This window comes from Streptomyces sp. CAU 1734 (assembly GCF_039888735.1).
Classification (GTDB): Bacteria; Actinomycetota; Actinomycetes; order Streptomycetales; family Streptomycetaceae; genus Streptomyces.
This window is the reverse complement of sequence record NZ_JBDQQP010000006.1, coordinates 103,832-123,376: the sequence shown is the minus strand read 5'-3', so window position 1 is coordinate 123,376 and position 19,545 is coordinate 103,832. Positions and strand designations below refer to the sequence as shown.

15 protein-coding genes are annotated in these 19,545 nt (G+C 72.1%); 6 read left to right on the top strand and 9 right to left on the bottom strand.

The window, feature by feature from the left end:
• Positions 1 to 33: 33 nt before the first annotated feature.
• Genes AAFN69_RS13270 through AAFN69_RS13260 form a run of 3 tightly spaced genes read right to left on the bottom strand, consistent with a single transcriptional unit; the run spans position 34 to position 3,609 of the window.
• On the bottom strand, positions 34 to 2,298 hold the full coding sequence (locus AAFN69_RS13270; RefSeq protein WP_347728644.1) for a phage tail sheath C-terminal domain-containing protein: 2,265 nt from the start codon (positions 2,296 to 2,298) through the stop codon (positions 34 to 36).
• A 10-nt stretch (positions 2,299 to 2,308) separates the two neighbouring features.
• Entirely contained in the window at positions 2,309 to 3,034 is a 726-nt protein-coding gene (locus AAFN69_RS13265) for a carboxypeptidase-like regulatory domain-containing protein (protein WP_347728643.1), read from the bottom strand.
• Positions 3,031 to 3,609, bottom strand: a complete 579-nt coding sequence (locus tag AAFN69_RS13260; protein WP_347728642.1) for a DUF4255 domain-containing protein — start codon at positions 3,607 to 3,609, stop codon at positions 3,031 to 3,033. Before AAFN69_RS13260 ends, AAFN69_RS13265 begins: the two co-directional genes overlap by 4 nt.
• Before the next feature lie 182 nt (positions 3,610 to 3,791).
• On the opposite strand from AAFN69_RS13260, the gene AAFN69_RS13255 reads away from it, so the two are divergent.
• A complete protein-coding gene (locus AAFN69_RS13255; RefSeq protein WP_347728641.1) occupies positions 3,792 to 3,989 on the top strand; it encodes a hypothetical protein in 198 nt (65 codons plus the stop codon).
• A 313-nt stretch (positions 3,990 to 4,302) separates the two neighbouring features.
• Positions 4,303 to 4,932 (top strand): bacterial transcriptional activator domain-containing protein, encoded by a 630-nt coding sequence (locus tag AAFN69_RS13250; RefSeq protein ID WP_347728640.1) that lies wholly within the window; start codon positions 4,303 to 4,305, stop codon positions 4,930 to 4,932.
• A 24-nt stretch (positions 4,933 to 4,956) separates the two neighbouring features.
• Here the strand turns inward: AAFN69_RS13250 and mnhG are convergent, their stop codons facing one another.
• The 6 genes from mnhG to AAFN69_RS13220 are packed head-to-tail and all read right to left on the bottom strand — an operon-like array spanning position 4,957 to position 11,469.
• Entirely contained in the window at positions 4,957 to 5,343 is a 387-nt protein-coding gene (mnhG, locus tag AAFN69_RS13245; protein WP_347728639.1) for a monovalent cation/H(+) antiporter subunit G, read from the bottom strand.
• The gene (locus tag AAFN69_RS13240; protein WP_347728638.1) at positions 5,340 to 5,666 is read right to left on the bottom strand and encodes a monovalent cation/H+ antiporter complex subunit F; all 327 of its coding nucleotides are present in this window, start codon (positions 5,664 to 5,666) and stop codon (positions 5,340 to 5,342) included. Before AAFN69_RS13240 ends, mnhG begins: the two co-directional genes overlap by 4 nt.
• Positions 5,663 to 6,265, bottom strand: a complete 603-nt coding sequence (locus tag AAFN69_RS13235) for a Na+/H+ antiporter subunit E (RefSeq protein ID WP_347728637.1) — start codon at positions 6,263 to 6,265, stop codon at positions 5,663 to 5,665. The genes AAFN69_RS13240 and AAFN69_RS13235 overlap by 4 nt, the downstream gene beginning before the upstream one ends.
• A 7-nt stretch (positions 6,266 to 6,272) precedes the next feature.
• Positions 6,273 to 7,922, bottom strand: a complete 1,650-nt coding sequence (locus tag AAFN69_RS13230; protein ID WP_347728636.1) for a Na+/H+ antiporter subunit D — start codon at positions 7,920 to 7,922, stop codon at positions 6,273 to 6,275.
• Positions 7,919 to 8,563, bottom strand: a complete 645-nt coding sequence (locus tag AAFN69_RS13225; protein WP_347728635.1) for a Na(+)/H(+) antiporter subunit C — start codon at positions 8,561 to 8,563, stop codon at positions 7,919 to 7,921. The genes AAFN69_RS13230 and AAFN69_RS13225 overlap by 4 nt, the downstream gene beginning before the upstream one ends.
• Complete coding sequence (locus AAFN69_RS13220; protein ID WP_347728634.1) at positions 8,560 to 11,469, bottom strand: Na+/H+ antiporter subunit A; 2,910 nt, start codon at positions 11,467 to 11,469, stop codon at positions 8,560 to 8,562. The genes AAFN69_RS13225 and AAFN69_RS13220 overlap by 4 nt, the downstream gene beginning before the upstream one ends.
• A 280-nt stretch (positions 11,470 to 11,749) precedes the next feature.
• Between AAFN69_RS13220 and AAFN69_RS13215 the strand changes: the two genes are divergently transcribed.
• The 4 genes from AAFN69_RS13215 (at position 11,750) to AAFN69_RS13200 (ending at position 19,488) form a co-directional block, all read left to right on the top strand.
• On the top strand, positions 11,750 to 16,081 hold the full coding sequence (locus AAFN69_RS13215; protein ID WP_347728633.1) for a DNRLRE domain-containing protein: 4,332 nt from the start codon (positions 11,750 to 11,752) through the stop codon (positions 16,079 to 16,081).
• An 11-nt stretch (positions 16,082 to 16,092) separates the two neighbouring features.
• A complete protein-coding gene (locus tag AAFN69_RS13210; protein ID WP_347728632.1) occupies positions 16,093 to 16,515 on the top strand; it encodes a hypothetical protein in 423 nt (140 codons plus the stop codon).
• Positions 16,516 to 16,941: 426 nt separating this feature from the next.
• Positions 16,942 to 17,418, top strand: a complete 477-nt coding sequence (locus tag AAFN69_RS13205; protein WP_347728631.1) for a hypothetical protein — start codon at positions 16,942 to 16,944, stop codon at positions 17,416 to 17,418.
• A 180-nt stretch (positions 17,419 to 17,598) separates the two neighbouring features.
• Complete coding sequence (locus tag AAFN69_RS13200; protein ID WP_347728630.1) at positions 17,599 to 19,488, top strand: ABC transporter ATP-binding protein; 1,890 nt, start codon at positions 17,599 to 17,601, stop codon at positions 19,486 to 19,488.
• Positions 19,489 to 19,545: the final 57 nt, after the last annotated feature.

Genomic DNA, 19,545 nt, shown 5'->3' with positions numbered 1-19,545 from the left:
CTGGTGGCCGTGTGTTCGGGGCCGGGGGCCGGCTCAGCCGAGCTGGTTCTCGCGGGTCCGCTGCTGGATCCGGAAGATCACGAACTCGGCCGGGAAGACCGGCGCGACGCCGATGACACAGATGAGCCGGCCGTTGGCCAGGTCGTCCTCGGTCATCGTGGTGCGGTCGCAGGCGACGAAGAACGCCTCGTCGGCGGTGGTCCCGGCGAGTGCGCCGCTGCGCCAGACCGTGGTGAGGAAGTTGGTCACGGTCTGCCTGACCAGCGCCCACAGCGCCTCGTCGTTGGGCTCGAACACCACCCACTGGGTGCCCTCGTCGATCGACTCCTCCAGATAGAGGAAGAGCCGCCGGACATTGATGTACTTCCACGAGGTGTCCGAGGAGAGGGTGCGCGCGCCCCAGACCCGGTGGCCGAGTCCGGGGAAGAAGCGCAGTGCGTTGATCCCCCTGGGGTTGAGGACGTCCTGGTGGCGCCTGGTCACGTCCTGGGCGATGCCGTCGGTGAGCCGGATGCCCCGGATGACGGTGTTGGCCGGTGCCTTGTGCACTCCCCGGTCGGCGTCGACCCTGGCGTAGATGCCGGCCAGATGGCCGGAGGGCGGCACCTCGACATCCCGGCCGGTCAGCGGGTCCCTGGTGACGAGCCAGGGGTAGTAGAGGGCCGCGTACCGGGTGTCGAAACGCTCCCGGAAGGACTGGACGCCCTCGATGTCCAGGCCGTCGCGGGGGTCGAGCACCGCGAACCGGTCCCTGAGCAGTTCGCAGTGGGTGACCAGGGCGGATTCCACGGTGCCCGACCAGACCCCGGGCACGGCGCAGACGGAGATCTCGTCGATGTCCTCCAGCGCGACGATCCCGGTGCGCCGGCCGCTGCCGCCGTCGGTGCCCACGAAGTCGGCGACGCTCAGGCGGCCGTGGGCGTCGTCGCCGTTCTCCAGGGTGAGCCAGGAGCCGGTCACCGGGAGCGGGAAGCGGGCCGGGTCGGTGGAGAGACCGGCCAGTGCCTCGGCCCGCACCAGCTGGGAGCGGCTCTCCAGCGCGGTGACCAGGTTCGCCGGGCTCTCGCCGGTGAGCCGGAGGTTGTCGAAGGTCTCGGTCACCGCGGCGCCGCCGGGGTCGGTGAACCGGGTGCCGACCTGTGCCTCGACGAGCGCGATCCGGTCGGTCTCCCAGAAGGTCGCCGGGAGGTCGGCGTCGAAGGTGACGAGGTCCGCCGCGATGGTGTCGACCCGCCGTACGGTCAGCTGGGTACCGCTGTCGAGCTGGACGACCGCGTCCGGGTAGAGCCGGCTCGCGCCGCCGATCCGCAGGGTCCGGCCCGCCGCGGTGTTGCCCCGGCGCACCCGGCGCACCAGGAGCCCGGCGCGCCAGGCCGGATGGGCGGTGCCGGCCGGGAAGGTGAGGGTGACCTTGCCGCCGGCCGGCTCGCCCACGGTGACGCGGAACCGGCCGGTGCCGATCTGCGCCCAGACGTCAGCGGGCAGTTCCGCGGGGTCGAGTCCGGCCGCGGCGGCGACCTCGACCGTGTCGCCGCCGGCCGCCGCGTCCTCGGTGAGCCTGGTGACGAAGAGGGCGCCCTCCTGCGGATCGGGCAGCACCGGCAGCGCGGCGGCGGCCACCGGCAGGACCCGGACCTGGACCGCGCCGCCCCACGATCCGGGGCTGACGGCGGAGAACCTCAGGGTGGTCTCCGTACCGCGCGGCCCGGCCTGGACGTAGTCGCCGCGGGCGGTCCTGACCTCGGCGGGCAGGGCGGTGCTCAGTTCGATCCGGCGGGCGCTCCGGTCGTAGCCGGCGATCACCGCGGTGTGGATCGACTGCCCGTCGTCGCCGCGGACGATCCGGACCGGCTGTCCCACTCCGGTGAAGCCGATCAGATGGCCGATCTCCAGGGCGGTCGCGCCGCGTGCCGCGTCGCCGGTGACCGGGCTCACCAGGCCGTGGACCAGCGTCCCCGAGGCGGGTACGGCGTCGGCGGCGGCGACCCGCTTGACGTACAGCCGCCGGCCGCCGTTGTCGAAGAAGCCCTTGACCGCCAGCGGGAAGAGCCACCACCGGCCGCCCTCGGCGGGGTCGTTGGCCCAGGCGTCCCTGACGGGCTGCTCCGGTTCCGGCAGAAAGCCGCCGAAGGTGTTCTGGAATTCCAGGAAGTTGGTGACCAGTTTGGGTTTCCCGGTGTACGGGCCGCGCACCGTGACACCGGCCATGCCGGCCGTGCTGGTGCTCACGCCCGCGATCGGCCGCGGACCCGCGTCGATCTCCTCGATGTAGACCCCGGGGCTCAGATACTCCGCCATGGACGACTCCTCAGTTCTCGCGGATCTCGATGACGTGCGGGCCCTGCCCGTCCCGGGGCAGCCGCAGGACCAGTGACCCGGCCCGGCCCGGCCGTTCGGCGGCGCGCAGACGGAAGGTCTCCTCCTCGGTGCCGGTGCCGTCCCTCACGCCCTCCCAGCGCAGGGCCAGCCGGAAGGCTCCCGAGGCGTCGGTGAGGGTGCGCTCGTGCCAGGACGTCCGGTCCCGGCTGGTGCGCCCGTCGGACTCGACCAGCGCATTGGCCGCCGGCGCCCCGGTGACGGCGTCGCGCACCGTGCCGTGGACCGTGCGCACCCGCGGCGGGTAGGCGAAGGTCACCGCCGGGAGCAGCCGCACCAGCCGTGCCGTGTCGGGACCGCCGGGCGGCCGGCCGGGATCGTAGGGCTGGACGGTGAATTCGACACCGTCGAGGGCGGCCGAGAAGGGCACGCCGTCGGCCGGGTACAGCGGCTGGAGCCCGGGGGCGGCGAATCGGACCCGGTGCAGGCGCGGCCGGGCCGTCCAGAGTCCGCCGCGCCGGCCCAGCCGGGGATAGGCGATGGCCCCGCTGGGGGTGCGCACCGCCGGGTCGTCCAGGGCCAGCCAGCCGCCGTCGGCCAGCCGCTCCAGGCGGGCCTCGACGCCCGCCGTGCGCACCCGCCCGGCGAATTCGTCGAACGGCACGAACCAGACCGGGCTGTGCAGCGGCGGCCGCTCCAGCGGCAGGAAGCGGCTCATGACACCGGCTCCCCCTGAAGCGTCCTACTGCGCACCGGCCGGACCGGCAGGGTGAGCTCCGCGTCCAGATTGACCACCCTGACCTCGTAGTTGAGCGAGAGCCGGTACGGCTTCTGAATCGCGTACCAGACCCAGGACTTCTGATCGAGGGGCAGCGGGGTCAGGCTCAGATGGAGCGCGTCATTGCCCGCCGCCAGGGTGCCGGAGAGCCGGCCGCCGTCCAGGATCGCCTCGTCGTAGAGCGCCTGGAGGGCGCGGCCGAGCATCCGGTGCTGGGTGTCCTGGTCGCCGCCCCAGGGGGTGATGAGATACCGCAGCAGCAGCGCCATCGGGGGCTTGCGGGTCGTCGGCGGGTCCGGTGGCCGCGAGCGCACCGGCGGCCGGTTGCGCGCGGAGGGGTCCTCGGCGATGTCGTACAGGAAGACCGTGAGTTTGGGCGGTGGTGTCTGTACGGTGCCGGAGAGGTCGTTCAGCTCCGCGATCGGCGGTTCCACCCGGCTGAGGGGGCGCAGGGCCCGTGTCAGGGTGTCCACCATGATCGCCGAGACATCGGCGATGACACCGTAATCCCCCACGCGGATCCACCCCCGGACCGGTTGACGGCAACCTGCCCGGCCAGCATGGGGAGGCCGCCGTGTCGGGGCCGCGATCCGTGCGTCACCCGGCCGTCACGGGCTCGTTCGGCCGGCCGCGCGGACGCCGGCGCGACGGATCCGCGACGCCCGGGTGACACCGTCGCGGACATGATTGTCCGCTTATGGAGACCCCCTCGGAGCACACCGGTGTACTGATCCTGCGGGTATGGGTGGAGGACGGCGGACCGGACGGATTCCGGGCACGCGTTCTCCGGTCCGTCGACGGGCACCGGGCACCACCGCTGGCGGCGGGCGGCGCCGACGATGTCATCGCCGCCGTGCGGACCTGGCTCAATGAGTTACTCGAAGCGCGCGGGTGACGTTTCCGCGACGTCTCGGTGATGCTCCGACAACACCTTTCGCATTTTTCGCACAAAGACTCCCGATGCACGATCACGGGTTCTTTCGTAATATGTCCTCCAGCATCCCGGGAAGCGCACAGAGGATCACTGGAGCCGACACCGGCCGGGGGAGCAGATGCACGAACACGCCCATGTCGTCACGCTCAGACTGCTCAAGGGATTTTCGCTGTCGGTCGATCACATTCGCGTTCCGATGTGTTCCAGCGCCCAACGTCTCATCGCATTTCTCGCACTGCAGGAGATGCCGCGCACTCGAACATATGTAGCCGGAATGCTGTGGCCCGATGTCACCGCACCACGCGCCCACGCGAATCTCCGGTCGTCCCTGTGGCGGGCGGCGCGGAACGGACACCAGTTCATCGACACATCCACCCAGGAACTCTCGTTTCCCCAGCACATCGCCGTGGATCTGCACGAGGCCGTGGCCCGCGCGCACCGCGTCCTCGACGCCTCGCACCCCTGCGACGACATTCTCACCACCCGGACCCGGGCGGACTTCTCGGCCGATCTGCTGCCGGAATGGTCGGAGAGCGATTGGATTCTTCTGGAGCAGGAGCAATATCATCAACTCCGGCTCCACGCACTGGAGGCGATGACCGAACGCCTCACCGCGGCCAAGCGCCACGGCGAGGCCGTCGCCGCCGCACTCGCCGCCGTACGAGCGGAACCGCTGCGGGAAAGCGCACACCGGGTCCTGGTGAAAGCGCATCTCGCCGCCGGAAACAGAGGAGCGGCGCTACGACAATACGAACAATGCCGCCGCATCCTTTTCGACGAACTCGGCCTGGAGCCCTCCCCCGCGCTGCGAAGTCTGCTGCCCATGCCGGCCGGAAATCAGCTCCGGCCGCGAACACCGCCCCAGCGCGCGGCGGTCCACCCCTCGGGCGGACTCCTCCACTGAGCCCGCCCGGTGCGCCGGCCGGGCTCACTCCCCGTCCGGCCCGGCGGGGCCGCGCGGTCCGGGCCCGCCGCTGAGCTGTTCGTCCAGTTCGTCGAAGAGCAGCCCCGCACGGCCGACATGACCGGTGCGGTACGCCACCCGGGCCACCAGATGGGCGGCGACCGGGCCGGTCAGCAGCTGGAAGAAGCCGATCAGGCCCAGCGTGCCGAGGTCGATCCCGCTGCGCAGGCGCAGGGCCACCCCGCCCAGTACCAGCAGCATGCCGAGCGACTGCGGGTTGGTCGCGGCATGGCCGCGGGAGAGCACATCGGGCAGCCGGAGCATCCCGATGGCCCCGAGCAGACTGACCGCGGCGCCGAGCAGCAGAAGGACCGCGCCGGCCGTGTCGGCGGCCTGTGCCCAGCCGTTCACCGGACCTCCCCGGGGTCCTCGCCGCCGGCCGGACGGTCCGGGGCCCGGTCGCGGACCGCGATGAAGCGGGCGATGCCGACCGAGCCGGTGAAGCCCAGAAAGGCCACCACCAGCATGATCGGGAAGTAGTAGGCGTCCCGGGTGAACGCGGACCGCACCGCGATGCCCGCGATCATCAGCGCGGCACAGACATCGAGCGCCATCGCCCGGTCCAGCATCGTGGGACCGCGCCAGATCCGGTACACCACCAGCGCCCCGGCGATCAGGATCATCACGGCCGCGGCGGTCAGCAGCGCCTGGTCCACGGCGCGCGGCCCGCTCACCGCCCGTCTCCCCGGGGCGGCGCCGCACGGACCCGTTCGATCTCGGCGCGGTCGCCGAACGCCCGGACGACCAGCTCCTCCATCCGCCACACCGACCGTCTGGCGCGGTCCGCCGCGGCCGGGTCGTCCGCCTCCAGGATGTGCAGGAAGAGGGTGGCATTGGCCCGGCGCACCTCCACCACCGACCCGTCCGGGACATTGGAGACGGCGACCGCCGTCGCGGTGAGCATCAGATCGCTGCGGCAGCGCAGCGGGACCGCGAGCACGGCCGCCCGGTAGGGCCTGCTGTCGAACATCTGCCGGGCGACCTTCACCCCCGAGGTGTACATGTCCACGAGCAGATGGACCACCAGCCGCACGATGCCAAGCGGATGGAGCCGCAGCCCCAGATTGACCACCGGCAGCGGGAAGACCAGACACACGATCACGGCCACCACCACGCCGTTGACCGCGTTGGCCCAGCTGACATTGCCCCACAGCAGCACCCAGATGACGGCGAGCCAGCCGATCAGCGGCAGATCCAGCACCCGGCGCCGGCGGCCCGCCACCACACAGCTGTACGGGGGCAGGTCCGGGTCGCGGAAGCGCAGGGAGATCATGGAAGCGTCATCGGCCGAGCACCGCCTCGATATAGGGGGAACGTTCCAGGAGTTCGGCCGCCGACCGGTCGGTGAGCGAGGTGAGGGGATCGCCCAGCACGGTGTACGCCAGCGAGAGCGTCACCAGCGCCGCCGTCGCCCAGATCATGGTGGACGGCAGCCGCTCGGTGGTGGTCGTGATGGCCCGGCCGGAGAGCGTGGCGGTCACCGCGCGTCCCGCCGGCTCCGGCCGGGGCCGCGGCGCGGCGGCGGCCGGGTGCACGTCTCCCTCGCCGTCGCCGCAGTCGTCCGTGCTGTCCTGTTCCTCCAGCACCGTGCCGCGCGCGGGCAGGGCCCGCGGCTCGGTGCGCCAGAAGGCGAGGTTCCAGACCTTGGCCATGACATACAGCGTGATCAGGCTGGTGAGGCAGGCGGCGGCGACCAGGGTCCAGGCCCAGCCGCCGGCCATCGCGACACCCGCCCGCAGCAGTTCCAGCTTCCCGATGAAACCCGACATCGGGGGGATGCCGGCGAGATTCAGCGCGGGCAGCAGAAAGAGGGCGGCGAGCAGCGGGGCCGCCCGTGCCAGCCCGCCGGCCCGGGTGAGCTCGGTGGTCCCGGTGCGCCGTTCGATCAGCCCGGCGACCAGGAACAGCGCGGTCTGGACGGTGATGTGGTGGACGACGTACACCATCGCGCCCCCGAGACCGGCGCGGGAGCCGACCCCGATCCCGAAGACCATGTAGCCGATATGGCTGATCAGGACGTAGGAGAGCAGCCGTTTCAGATCGGTCTGGGCCACCGCGCCGAGGACGCCGATCAGCAGTGAGGCGAGGGCGGCGGCGAGCAGCAGATCCCCCAGGCGGTTGCCGGGGAAGAGCAGTGTCTCGACGCGGAGCATGCAGTACACGCCGACCTTGGTGAGCAGTCCGGCGAAGACCGCGGTGACCGGGGCCGGTGCGGTGGGATAGGAGTCGGGGAGCCAGGCCGCGAGCGGGAAGACGGCGGCCTTCACCACGAAGACCGTCAGCAGGGTCGCCTCCAGCAGCGTCCGCACCCCGAGCGGGAGTTCGGCCAGCCGGACCGCGAGCTGGGCGAGGTTGACGGTGCCGGCCGCCGCGTAGACCAGGGCGACGGCGGTGAAGAAGATCATGGAGGAGACCAGCGAGACGACGACATAGGTCGCGCCGGCCCGCAGCCGGGACGCCGTGCCGCCGAGGGTCAGCAGCACGAAGCTCGCCACCAGCATCATCTCGAAGCCGACATACAGATTGACCAGGTCGCCCGCGAGGAAGACGCAGGAGACACCGGCCACCAGCACCAGATAGGCGGGGTGGAAGACGGCGAGCGGGGTGCGGTCGTCGCGGTCGGTCATGCCCTGGCCGAGGGAGTACACCAGCACGCAGAGCGTCACGGCCGAGGACACGGTGAGCATCAGCCCGGAGAGCCGGTCGGCGACCAGGGTGACACCGAGCGGCGGTGCGAAGTCGCCGAGGTGGACGGCGAGCGGGCCGCGGCTGTCGGCGGCGATGAGCAGGGTCACCGAGAGCGCCAGGACGGCGGCGAGGACGACCACACTGATCACGCGCCGGCCGCGCGGAAAGCGGGTGCCGAAGGAGAGTTCGAGACCGGTCGCGAGGAGGGGCAGCAGCACCGGCAGGGGTACGAGCGCGTTCATCCGGCACCTTCCTCCGGGCGGGGGCCGTCCGGGCGGCCGTCGCGGCCACCGCCACCGCCGTCACCGCCGCCGTCGTCGCCCGCGCGGTCCCCCGGGTCCTCCCCGAGGATGTCGTCCCACAGATCGCCCGAGGCGTCCCGGGCCCTGGCCTGGAGCGCGCGGTCCTCCCGCAGCACCGAGCGCAGCCGTCTGCGCTCCGAGCGGTACTCGGCCCGGTCCCCCTCCGGTCCGCGCCCCCGGGGGCCGTGGCGCTCCCGCAGGGCGGCCCGCTGTTCCTGCACCTCCGCGCGGAGCGCCACCCGCCGGTCCTCGATGTCGTCCTGGACCTCGTCCGTGCCGCTCACCCGCTGGGTGCGGTACGCCATCGCCAGCAGGAACGCCGTGGTGGCGAGGGTGATGACAATGGCGGTGAGCGCGATGGCCTGCGGCAGCGGATCGGCCACCGCCGAGAGCCGCACCCCCGGATAGAGCAGCGGCGCCTGCCCGGCGGCCCCGCCCGCGGCGAGCATCAGCAGATTGATGCCGTTGGAGAGGATCACCGCGCCGAGCAGGATACGGCTGAGCGCGCGCATCAGCAGCAGCACCCCGCCGGCGGCGCACAGCACCCCGGCGGTCACCAGGAGAGTGAGGCTGACGGTCACCGGCCCGCCCCCGTCCCGGCCGCCGCCTCCCGCTCGATCTGCCGGTCCACCCGGGCGCCGAGCGCCCGCACGATGTCCACGACAACCCCGAGAACCAGCAGATACACCCCGAGGTCGAAGACCACCGGGGTACCGAGGTGGTAGTCGCCGAAGAGCGGCAGCCGTCCCTCGTGGGAGAAGGCGTGCAGCGCGGTGCCCTCGGCGAGGCCGAGCAGGGCCACCGAGGTGGAGAGCAGCAGGCCGCAGCCGATCAGGATGCCCGGGTGGCCGGGGGCCGCCTCGCCCAACTCGTACCGCCCGCCCGCCAGATAGCGCACGGTCACCGCCACGCCCGCCACCAGCCCGCCGACGAATCCGCCGCCCGGCAGATTCTCCGCGCAGAACAGCAGATAGAGGGAGAGGACCAGGATGGGGTGGAAGACCAGCCGGGCCACCACCTCGAAGACCACCGACCGGTACTCGGGGGCGAGGGTGCGTCCGGCGGCGAGCCAGGTGCGCTCCGGCGCGTTGTCCTCCGGCGCCGGTACGGGGGTGACGGCGCCGGACCCGAAGGACCAGGCGGTCCGTCCGCCCTGCACACCGGGCACCGGGCGGGCCTCGCGGGCGGAGTCCTCGGCGGCCCCGGTCCGCCGGTTGAAGTAGATCAGGCCGGCCACCCCCACGGCCGCGACGCCGAGCACGGCCGACTCGCCGAGGGTGTCCCAGGCCCGGTACTCGACGAGGATCGTCGCCACCACGTCCTTCACACCGTGGTGGGCGGTCTCGTACACCAGCGCCGCGCCGGCGGGTTCGGCCACCCGGGCGGCGGCGACCACCCAGAGCACCACCGCCACCCCGGCCGCGGCGGCCAGCGCGAGCGGCACCCGCACCATCAGCCGCCACCGGCTGATGGTCTCCCGGAAGTACACCGGCATCCGGCGCAGCACCATCACGAAGACCAGCAGGGAGACCGTCTCCACACAGAACTGGGTGAGCGCCAGATCGGGAGCGCCGTGCACCACGAAGAGCAGGGCCGTGCCGTATCCGGTCAGTCCGGCCATCACCACCGCCCGCATCCGGCGGTGCACTTGAAGGCAGAGCAGGGCCGACACACAGGTCAGCAGGGCGATCCCGGCCTGGACGGGTGAGTCCCAGAGCCGGGGCGGGGCGGCGCCGCGCCAGGGCCGGTCCACGGCCAGGACCGCGAGCTGACCGCCGAGCATCACCAGCAGCACGGTGGCCAGATAGACCGGGAGCGAGCCGCGCTGGAAGAAGCCGGTCACCTGGAGCGCGATCCGTTCCAGGCCGAGCAGCACCAGACCGAAGACCCGGTCGGCGGTCGGCCAGGCCACTCTCCGGGAGAAGCGGATGACCGGTTCGCGGAGCAGGAAGAGCGCCAGGCCGCCCGCCCAGGCGACGGCCGAGAGGAGCAGCGCCGTGCCGGGTTCGTGCCAGAGCGCGAGACGGTACGGGTGCGGGCCGGCCGGGAAGCCGTCGGCGTACGCCCCCAGCAGGCCGTTGAGCCAGAACACCCCGGGGCCCAGGATCAGACAGCCCGCCGCGAGCAGCGCGGGCGGGCCGAGGAAGGCCGGGCCGACCCGGTGCACGGGGGTGTCCGGCAGACCGGGTTTGCGGGCGAACGCCCCCCAGAGGAAGCGGAGGGTGTACGCGGTGGTCAGCACCGATCCCGCGGTGACGACGGCGAGGGTCCACCGGTCCGCCGTGTCCCCGTGCGCCAGCGCGGTGAACGCGGCCTCCTTGGCGGCGAAGCCGAGCAGCGGCGGCAGTCCCGCCATGGACGCCCCGGCGAGGACGGCGACCGCGGCGACCCCGGGCAGCGCGCGTCCGACGCCCGAGAGCCGGCGCAGATCCCGGGTTCCGGCGGCGTGGTCGACGATCCCGGTGACCAGGAAGAGCGGGGCCTTGAAGAGCGCGTGGGCGAGGATCATCGCGGCGGCGGCCAGCGCGGTCTCCCGGTTCCCGGCACCGGCCAGCACGGTGAGGAAGCCGAGCTGGCTGACGGTTCCGTAGGCCAGTACCAGCTTGAGATCCCCCAGCCGCAGTGCCCGCCAGCCGCCCAGCACCATGGTCAGCGCCCCGAGGACCAGCAGTACGGGCCGCCAGGGCGGGGCGTCGGCGAAGGCGGGGGCGAGCCGGGCGATCAGATAGACGCCCGCCTTCACCATCGCGGCGGCGTGGAGATAGGCGCTGACCGGTGTGGGCGCGGCCATCGCATTGGGCAGCCAGACGCTGAACGGCCAGATCGCCGACTTCGAGAGCGCCCCGGCCAGGACGAGCACCAGGGCCACCGAGACGGTGGTGGAGGGCGCGGGCGGGTCGGCGACCAGGGCGGAGATCCGGTAGGTGCCGGCCGCCTGTCCCAGCATCAGAAAGCCGACCAGCATCGCCAGTCCGCCGAGGGTGGTCACGGTGAGCGCCTGGAGTGCCGCGCGGCGGTTCTGTTTGCGCTCGCTGCCGTGGCCGATCAGCAGATAGGAGAAGACCGTGGTCAGCTCCCAGAAGACATAGAGGATGATCAGGTCGTCGGCGAGCACCAGTCCGAGCATCGCGCCGGCGAAGGCGAGCAGATTGCCCGCGAACCGCCCGAGCAGTGGGCTGTCTCCCTCCCCGGCGAAGTAGCGCACGCAGTACAGCAGCACCAGCGCGCCCACTCCGGCCGCGAGCAGCACCATCAGCAGCGCGAGGGCGTCCAGGCGGAGCGCGATGGTGACGTCGTACGCCGGGAGCCAGGCGAGGGACCAGCTCACCGTCCCGCCGGCGGCGGCCTCCTCCCAGTGCGCGGCGGCCCACACCACCGCGGCGGCCGGCGGCAGGGCCAGTACGGGAAAGACCCGGGTTCCCAGCCGTGCGGTGAGCGGCCCGGCGAGGGCGGCGAGCAGGAAGTGACCGAGGATCAGCGCCGCCATGGGGCCCCGGACACCGGCCCGTCGGCACCGGCGGTCACCACATCGAGGACATAAGGCACTGCACCTTGCTACAAGGAGCGGCCACACCGGCCGGCCCGGCGCGCCGGAGCGGCTCCGGCCGGCCCCCGGAGACCCCTCCGCCGGCCCAACCACCGGCCGATGAAGATCAAATGACTTTCGGCCTGTCCGTTTCAGGACTTTCAGCGCACAGAATGGCCGAAAGACCCGACTAACTTTGCCACTTCCTGACATTTTCTTTAGCTCAAAGAAAGGGCACTCTGTGACAAAGCGTCACATACCAAGACGCTACTGGGCCGTCGGTACCTGTCTCGCACTCGCCAGTGCGCTGGTACTGGAAGCGGGCGCACCGCACGCCGCCCTCGCGGCCGACGGGGTGGTCATCACCCCGCCCGCCGGAAAGCCGGCCGCGGGCGACGACATCACGGCCGCGATCCTGGAGGCCCGCCTCGGGCAGAAACGCGTCGAGATCGTCGGTGAGCGCACCGAGACCCGCACCATGTGGGCGAACCCGGACGGGACGCTCACCGAGGACCAGGCCGCGGGCCCGGTCCGCTTCCGCGCCGCGGACGGCTCCTGGACCGCCGTCGACATCGATCTGGTCGAGAAGGCCGACGGACGGATCGCGTCCAGGGCGCACCCGCTCGGCCTCACCCTCGCCGGCGCCACCGAGCAGCGGACCGACGCCGCGGCCACCCGCCGCCTGCGCGCCCCGGCCCCCGTCGCCGGCTCCTCCCCCCTGGTCTCACTGACCGGCCGCAAGGGCGAGCAGGTCCGCCTCGGCTGGCGGGGCGCGCTGCCCGAGCCGCGCATCGACGGCACTAGGGCCACGTACCGCGACGCCCTGCCGGACGCGGACCTCGTCGTGGACGCCACCAGGACCGGCTTCGAGCAGTTCCTCACCCTCCGCTCCCGCAAGGCCGTGAGCAAGGCGGGCACCCTGCGGATGACCCTCACCGCCAAGGGGCTGACCGCCGAGTCCTCGAAGGACGGCGGGGTGACCTTCACCGACAAGGGGACGGGCAAGCCCGCGGGCACCATGCCCGCCCCGGTGATGTGGGACGCCCGGGTGAACAAGCGCTCCGGTGAGCACACCCACCGCGCGCCCGTGGCCATGACCTTCACCCAGCGGGGTGACCAGGTCGATCTCACCCTGCGGCCCAGCAGGGCCTTCCTGGCCGACCCGGCGACGAAGTTCCCGGTCACCGTGGACCCGTCGGTGAACCTGCTGACCACCTTCACCACCTTTGTGCAGGACGGCTACACCACCGACCAGTCGACCGCACAGGAACTGAAGCTCGGCAACAACGGCTCCGGCCAGGTCGCCCGCTCCTTCCTGCGCTTCGACAACCGGCCGGTGAAGAACCGCCAGATCACGGCGGCCACGCTGCGGCTGTGGAATCACCACTCGTGGTCCTGCTCGGCGCGCTCCTGGGAGGTCTGGGACACCAGCACGGCCACCACGGCCAGCCGCTGGACCGCCCAGCCCAACTGGAACCGCAAATGGGCGACCTCCACCCAGACCATGGGCGGCACCGCCTGCACCGACGGCTGGGTGACCGCCGATGTGAAGACCCTGGTACAGGCGTGGGCGAGCAACCCGCACCTGGAGAACACCATGGGCATCCGGGCGACCGACGAGACGGACGAGTTCGCCTGGAAGCGCTTCCACTCGCGCAACGCGGCGAGCAATGTGCCGGTGCTCTCCGTCACGTACAACTCGCTCCCGGGCACGCCGGCCGCCGTGGCCTTCACGCCCTCCGCGCACAACCCGTCCCTCAACCGGACGTACGCCACCTCCGTGACCCCCACCTTCTCCGCGAAGGTGGCCGACCCCGAGGGCGGCACACTCCAGGCGCAGTTCGAGGTGACCGCGGACCCCACGGCCACCGACGCCACCAACTACAGCTGGACGGGCACGAGCACGGCGGTCGCCTCCGGCTCCGTCGCCAAGCTCACCCTCCCGGCGGCGAACAAGCTCATCTCCTCCGGGTACCGGGTGCGGGCGCGGGCCTTCGACGGCGCGGTGTACGGGCCGTGGAGCGCCTACTCCCCCTTCCGGACCAATGTCGCGCGTCCCGTCACCCCCGCGGTGAGCTGCACCGGTCTCACCCGCGACCAGTGGAACAACATCGCGCCCGGTGAGGTCAGCTGCACCTTCACCACCACCTCCACCGACGGCCGGGGCTTCCTCTGGGGTCTCGACGACCCGGCGACCGCCCAGTCGGTGTACGACCCCGCGGGCACCCACGGCCGGCCGCAGACCGTGAAGGTCAAGGTCACCAAGGGCTGGCACACCCTGCACGCCCGTACGGTGGACTCCGCCGGGCTGCTCTCCGGTGTGGTCGCGTTCCAGTTCGGCGTGGGCCCCAAGCCGGTCGTCCTCACGGTGCCCGATGTCCCCGGAGCACTTCAGGAGGGCGGCATGGACTCCGCCGTTCCGCTGCTCTCCGGTGTGGTCACCTCCGGTGACCGGGATCTGGTGAGCGGTGAGTTCGCGCTCTTCGACGCGGCCGGCGGCGCCCTGCCCGGCGTGACCCTGCCCCCCTCGGACGCCGAGAGCGGCAACCGCGTCGCCACGGTGATCCCCGGCGGCACACTCACCCCGGGCACCTCCTACCAGTGGGCCATGCGCGCGTGCACCGAAACGGCGTGCTCCGCGTGGAGCGCGAAGCGGACCTTCACCGCCAAGGCGGCGAAGTCCGAGCCGGCCGCGCAGACGCGCTCGGTCACCATCACCGGTGCCGCGCTCCAGGACGCCGCCGCGCCGGTCGGCGCCCAGGACTGCGGGGGCACACCGTGCGCCGCCGTCCAGGACGAGCACCTGCGGGTCGGCACACCGGGCGGGATCTCCTGGCGCACCTGGTTCAAGCCGGAGCTGACGGCCGTTCCGGCCGGTGCCCGGATCACCGACGCGCGGCTGAAGCTGCACCGCGCGGACTGTGTGGAGGGCGAGATCTGCGAGGAGCCCGCCGCCACGCTGCACGATCTCGCGTCCGCCTGGGGCCCGCAGCAGAGCGGTCAGGACCTGGCCGCCGCCACCGGCGAGGCCGCGTACGAGGCCGACGACGAGATGCCCACCCCGCTGGGTGAGCTGGGCCTCGGCACCCTGCTGGACGCCTGGCGCTCCGGGGACGAGAACCACGGTCTGAGCCTCCGCTTCGGCGACGAGAAGACCGCGGCTCCCGGTGTGGTCTACCACTCCTCGCGCGCCGTGGACCCGGCCAAGCGGCCCCGGCTGGTCGTCGACTACATCGCGGCGGGCGCCCCGGGCGCCGCCGAGGACGTCAAGGCCGTGGCGGCCGACGGCGGCCTGCTGGCCACCTGGAACACCCCCGCCGACACCGGCTCGTCCGACGGCGCCCTGACCTACACCGTGGTCGTCCGCCGGGGCACCACCGAGGTCTTCCGCACCACCACCGCGGAGAACCGGGCCACCGTCCCGGGTCTGACCAATGGCGCCGACCACACCGTGACGGTCACCGCCGCCTCCACCTACGGCACCTCCCCGGCCGCGGTCTCCGCCGCCGTGAAGCCGCAGGCGGTGGCCGGCCGTGACACCTACACCCAGACGGTGCGGGACTACGCGGCGGCCCGTGCCGGGCTCCTCAAGGGCACGTACACCACGCTGGAGCAGGCCACCGCCTCCTCCCCGAACGGCGCCAAGTTCCGTGAGCTGCTCGCCGAGCAGACGCCGGAGCTGAACCGCCGCCGCGAGGCGTTCGCCCGGCACAACCGGCACTACTCCTCGGTCACCACCACCTTCGGCGACCTGCTGATCGGGTCCGGCCCGAACAGCACGGTCGTCGTCCGCGGCCGGATCAAGGAGCGTGCGGTCCTCACCCACACCACCGGCTTCGAGGAGCCGGACGAGGGCGAGCTGCCCGGCCGGTTCGTCTTCGACCAGCAGGGCATCCTGCGCGTGGAGGCGAATGACGACGCGGTCGAGGGCACGATGCCGGAGAACGAGACCGCGGTGACGGCCGCGCACGTGGCCGAGCCCGCCGCCGAGAGCATCGACGAGGTCACCCCCGTCGAGGAGGAGCCCCCGCTGGTCGAGCTGGACAGCGACGGCATGATCCCGGTGAACGCCGAGCCGATCGGCCAGGGTGTCTCGCGGGCCGCGGCGCCCGACGCGCAGGGCACCGCGAACTGGGCCCTGAAGTACCGCGACATCAAGTGGGAGTACACGCAGGACTGCACGAACTTCGTCTCCAAGGCGCTGCACCACGGCGGCAAGATGAAGATCCGCAAGGGCGGGCGCAAGAACCCCTCCCGCTGGTTCCGCAACAACATCGGTCCCAAGCGGCTCGACAGCTACACCTGGGCGGGTGCCGCCAACCTCCGTGACCACCTCAAGCGGTTCCGGGGAGGCAAGGAGATGTCCCAGCGCAATGCCCGCCGGGGCGATGTCATCTTCGGCTACTACAAGTCCTCGAAGCGCTGGAACCACGCCGGTGTCGTCAGCGGGGTGAACGGCGGGACCATCCACATCATTCAGCACGGCAGCAGCACATATGCGACACTGAGCAGCTGGCTGAGGAACAAGAACCTCACCAAGGTGAGCATCATCCGACCGGGGACACGCAGTTGAGAAAAGCAGGAATGACGTCGGGTGCCCTCGCGGCGGTGCTGTTCCTCGGGGCGTGCGACGCCCTGGACACGGACAAGACCCCGCAGCGCGCCCGGGACGGCATCTCCAGCCTTCAGCTGAGCGTCACGGGCAGCCCGACCCCCGGGTCGCTCTCCGCCGCCGAACACGTCCTGGCCCGTCTTCAGGCGAAGGACGCGAAGGGGCTGGCGAAGCTGTCCCTGGACGACGGCGGGGCCGAGAAGGCCGCCCGGGCATGGGTGAAGGAGTGGGGCGATCTCGCCCAGCAGCCCATGACGGCGGATTTCAGTGAACCGGTGAAGTCGGTCTGGGTCGAGGTGACCTTCAAGGGGGAGCGGCGGAAGCTGTCCTTCACCCTCGAGGGGAAGAGCGACAGTTACGACGACCGCTTCGGAGTCCTTCTCAAGAAGGACTAGGCCGACTCCCGCGGATCCTGCCGGGCCCGCGGGAAACGGTCTGAACCGTACGGCGAGGAGCCCCCGGGGTGCACACCCCGGGGGCTTTTCCGTGTGCACGCACCGGTCCGGGGCGGGGAGCGGGATCCCGGCGGCCGGCTGGGACGGGTCTTCCGGGACGCCTTTCCGTGAGCCGGGCCGGGACGGGCCCGAGCACGGGCGGGCCCGCCCATCGGCGTCCACCGGGCCCGCCCGCCGGGCCTCGAAAGGGTGAAGAGTCGGGGGGGTGGTTCCCACGAAAGGATTCAGCCGCGCGCGTTTCGGCGCGGCGGCGCTCCCGGCGGGTGAACGATCTTCCCCGTCGGTGGGCTCCGGTCCGCGGCCCCGGGCCATCCCGTGGCGGTTTCCCGGCTCCGGTCCCCTGTCCTTCCCAGGAGTTGAAGAGCGATGCGTCTTCCGTCAGCGTCCCGTACCACCCGGTCCCGGTTCCGGCTCCGCGGTCTGTTCGCCGTCGTCGTCGCCACGGCGGCCGGCGCCGCGCTGTGGACCGGAGCCCCGCAGGCGACCGCGACGGCCCCGGCCGCCGCGGCTGCCGTACGGGCCAATGTCCCCATGCCCACGTCGATGGTCTCCCTCCGGTTCAACATCGTGATCGAGAACGGCAATCTGGAAGGGGAGGGGATCCTGGTGGAACGGGAGGCCGAGATCAGCGGTGTGCCGTACGCGATCGTCACGGCGACCTTCCTCCGCTCCGGCGATCCGGTCGGCTCCTGCGAGATGACCACCGACGACGCCGGGCTCTTCACCTGTTCCAAGCCCGGCATCTCCCCCTCCCTCTGGCCCGATCAGGTGCGGGTGGAGTTCGCGGGCGGCGAGCTCTACGCGCCCTCCAGCGCCGTTCAGCCCGTGGTCCATCTGAAGTAGGCACTCTTCCGCCGGGACCCGGGGCCGGATGAGGTGGGGGCGAGCCACGCCCCTCCCGTCCGGCCCGCCCGGCCGGATTTGACCCCAAGCTTGCTTGAGGTTTTAGCGTTCTGTGTGCGCCCCGGAGCCGCACCGGCCGACGGGACCCGAACACCGGCCCCCCACATTCCGGAGGCACACATGGACATGGAAGTCACCGCGTGGACATCGCTGCACAGCGCGATGAACGCCCAGGCGGACCGCAGGCCCTTCTCCCGGGCCGCACTGCGCCGTATCGGCGAATTCGCCCGCCCCCACCGCCGCCGCATTCTTCACTTCCTGCTCCTCAGCGTGGTCACCGCCCTGGTCGCGGTCGCCACCCCGGTCCTCGCCGGCCGCGTCGTCGACGAGATAGTGCGGGGCGGCGAGAGCTCCGCGGTCACCGGGATCGCCGTGCTCATCGCCGTGATCGCGGTCGCCGAGGCGGCCCTCGGACTGCTGACCCGGCGGCTGTCGGCCACCCTCGGCGAGGGGCTGATCCTCGACCTCCGCAGCGCGGTCTTCGACCATGTCCAGCGCATGCCGGTCGCCTTCTTCACCCGCACCAGGACCGGCGCCCTGGTCAGCCGGCTCAACAACGACGTACTCGGCGCCCAGCGGGCCTTCAGCAACACCCTCTCCGGTGTGGTCTCCAACCTCGTCACCCTGCTGCTGACCCTCGCGGTCATGCTCGGCATCTCCTGGCAGATCACCCTGCTCGCCCTGGTCCTGCTGCCGGTGTTCGTCATCCCGGCCCGGCGGATGGGGGCACGGATGGCGGGTCTCCAGCGCGAGGCCGCCCATCACAACGCGGCCATGGGCACCCAGATGACCGAGCGGTTCTCCGCCCCCGGGGCGACCCTCGTCAAGCTCTTCGGGCGGCCGGCCCACGAGTCCGCCGAGTTCGCCGCCCGCGCCCGCCGGGTCCATGACATCGGCATCCGCACCGCCATGGCGCAGACCCTGTTCATCACCGCCCTCACCCTGGTGTCCGCGCTGGCCCTGGCCCTCGTCTACGGACTGGGCGGCCACTACGCGCTCCGGGGCAGCCTCGAACCCGGCGCCGTGGTCGCCCTCGCCCTGCTCCTCACCCGTCTCTACGCCCCGCTGACCGCGCTGGCCGGGGCGCGGGTCGAGGTGATGAGCGCCCTGGTGAGCTTCGAGCGGGTCTTCGAGATCCTGGATCTGAAGCCGCTGATCGCCGAGAAGCCGGATGCCCTGCGGGTGCCGGACGGGCCGGTCTCGGTGGAGTTCGACGGGGTCACCTTCGGCTACCCGAGCGCCGACAAGGTCTCGCTCGCCTCGCTGGAGGACGTCGCGGCCCTGGACACCCGGGGCGGCACCACCGTGCTGCACGACGTCTCCTTCCGCGCCGAGCCCGGTCGGATGGTGGCCCTGGTGGGCTCCTCCGGGGCCGGCAAGTCCACGATCGCGCAGCTGCTGCCCCGGCTGTACGACACCGACGCCGGATCCATCCGCCTCAATGGCGTCGACGTCCGCGATCTGAGCACCGATTCGATCCGCGAGACCCTCGGCATGGTCACCCAGGACGGGCATCTCTTCCACGAGTCGGTACGCGCCAATCTCCTCCTCGCCCGGCCCGACGCCGCGGAGAGCGACATCTGGGACGCCCTGCGCCGCTCCCGGCTCGACGGCCTGGTGGCCTCGCTGCCCGACGGTCTCGACACCGTCGTCGGCGAACGCGGCTACCGGCTCTCCGGCGGCGAGCGCCAGCGGCTGACCATCGCCCGGCTGCTGCTGGCCCGTCAGCGGGTGGTGATCCTGGACGAGGCGACGGCGCATCTGGACTCCACCTCGGAGGCGGCGGTGCAGGAAGCGCTGGCGGAGGCGCTGGAGGGGCGTACGGCGGTGGTGATCGCCCACCGGCTGTCGACCGTGCGGGCGGCCGATCTGATTCTGGTGATCGAGGACGGCCGGGTCGCCGAACGCGGCACGCACACCGAACTGCTGGCGGCCGGGGGCCGGTACGAGGAGCTGTACCGCACGCAGTTCGAGCGTCCCGGCGCGGAGGAGACCGAGCCCGTCCGCTGACGGCGGCGGCCGGCGCGGGTCCCGGAGGGAGCGGCTTCCCCTCCGGGACCCGCGCGG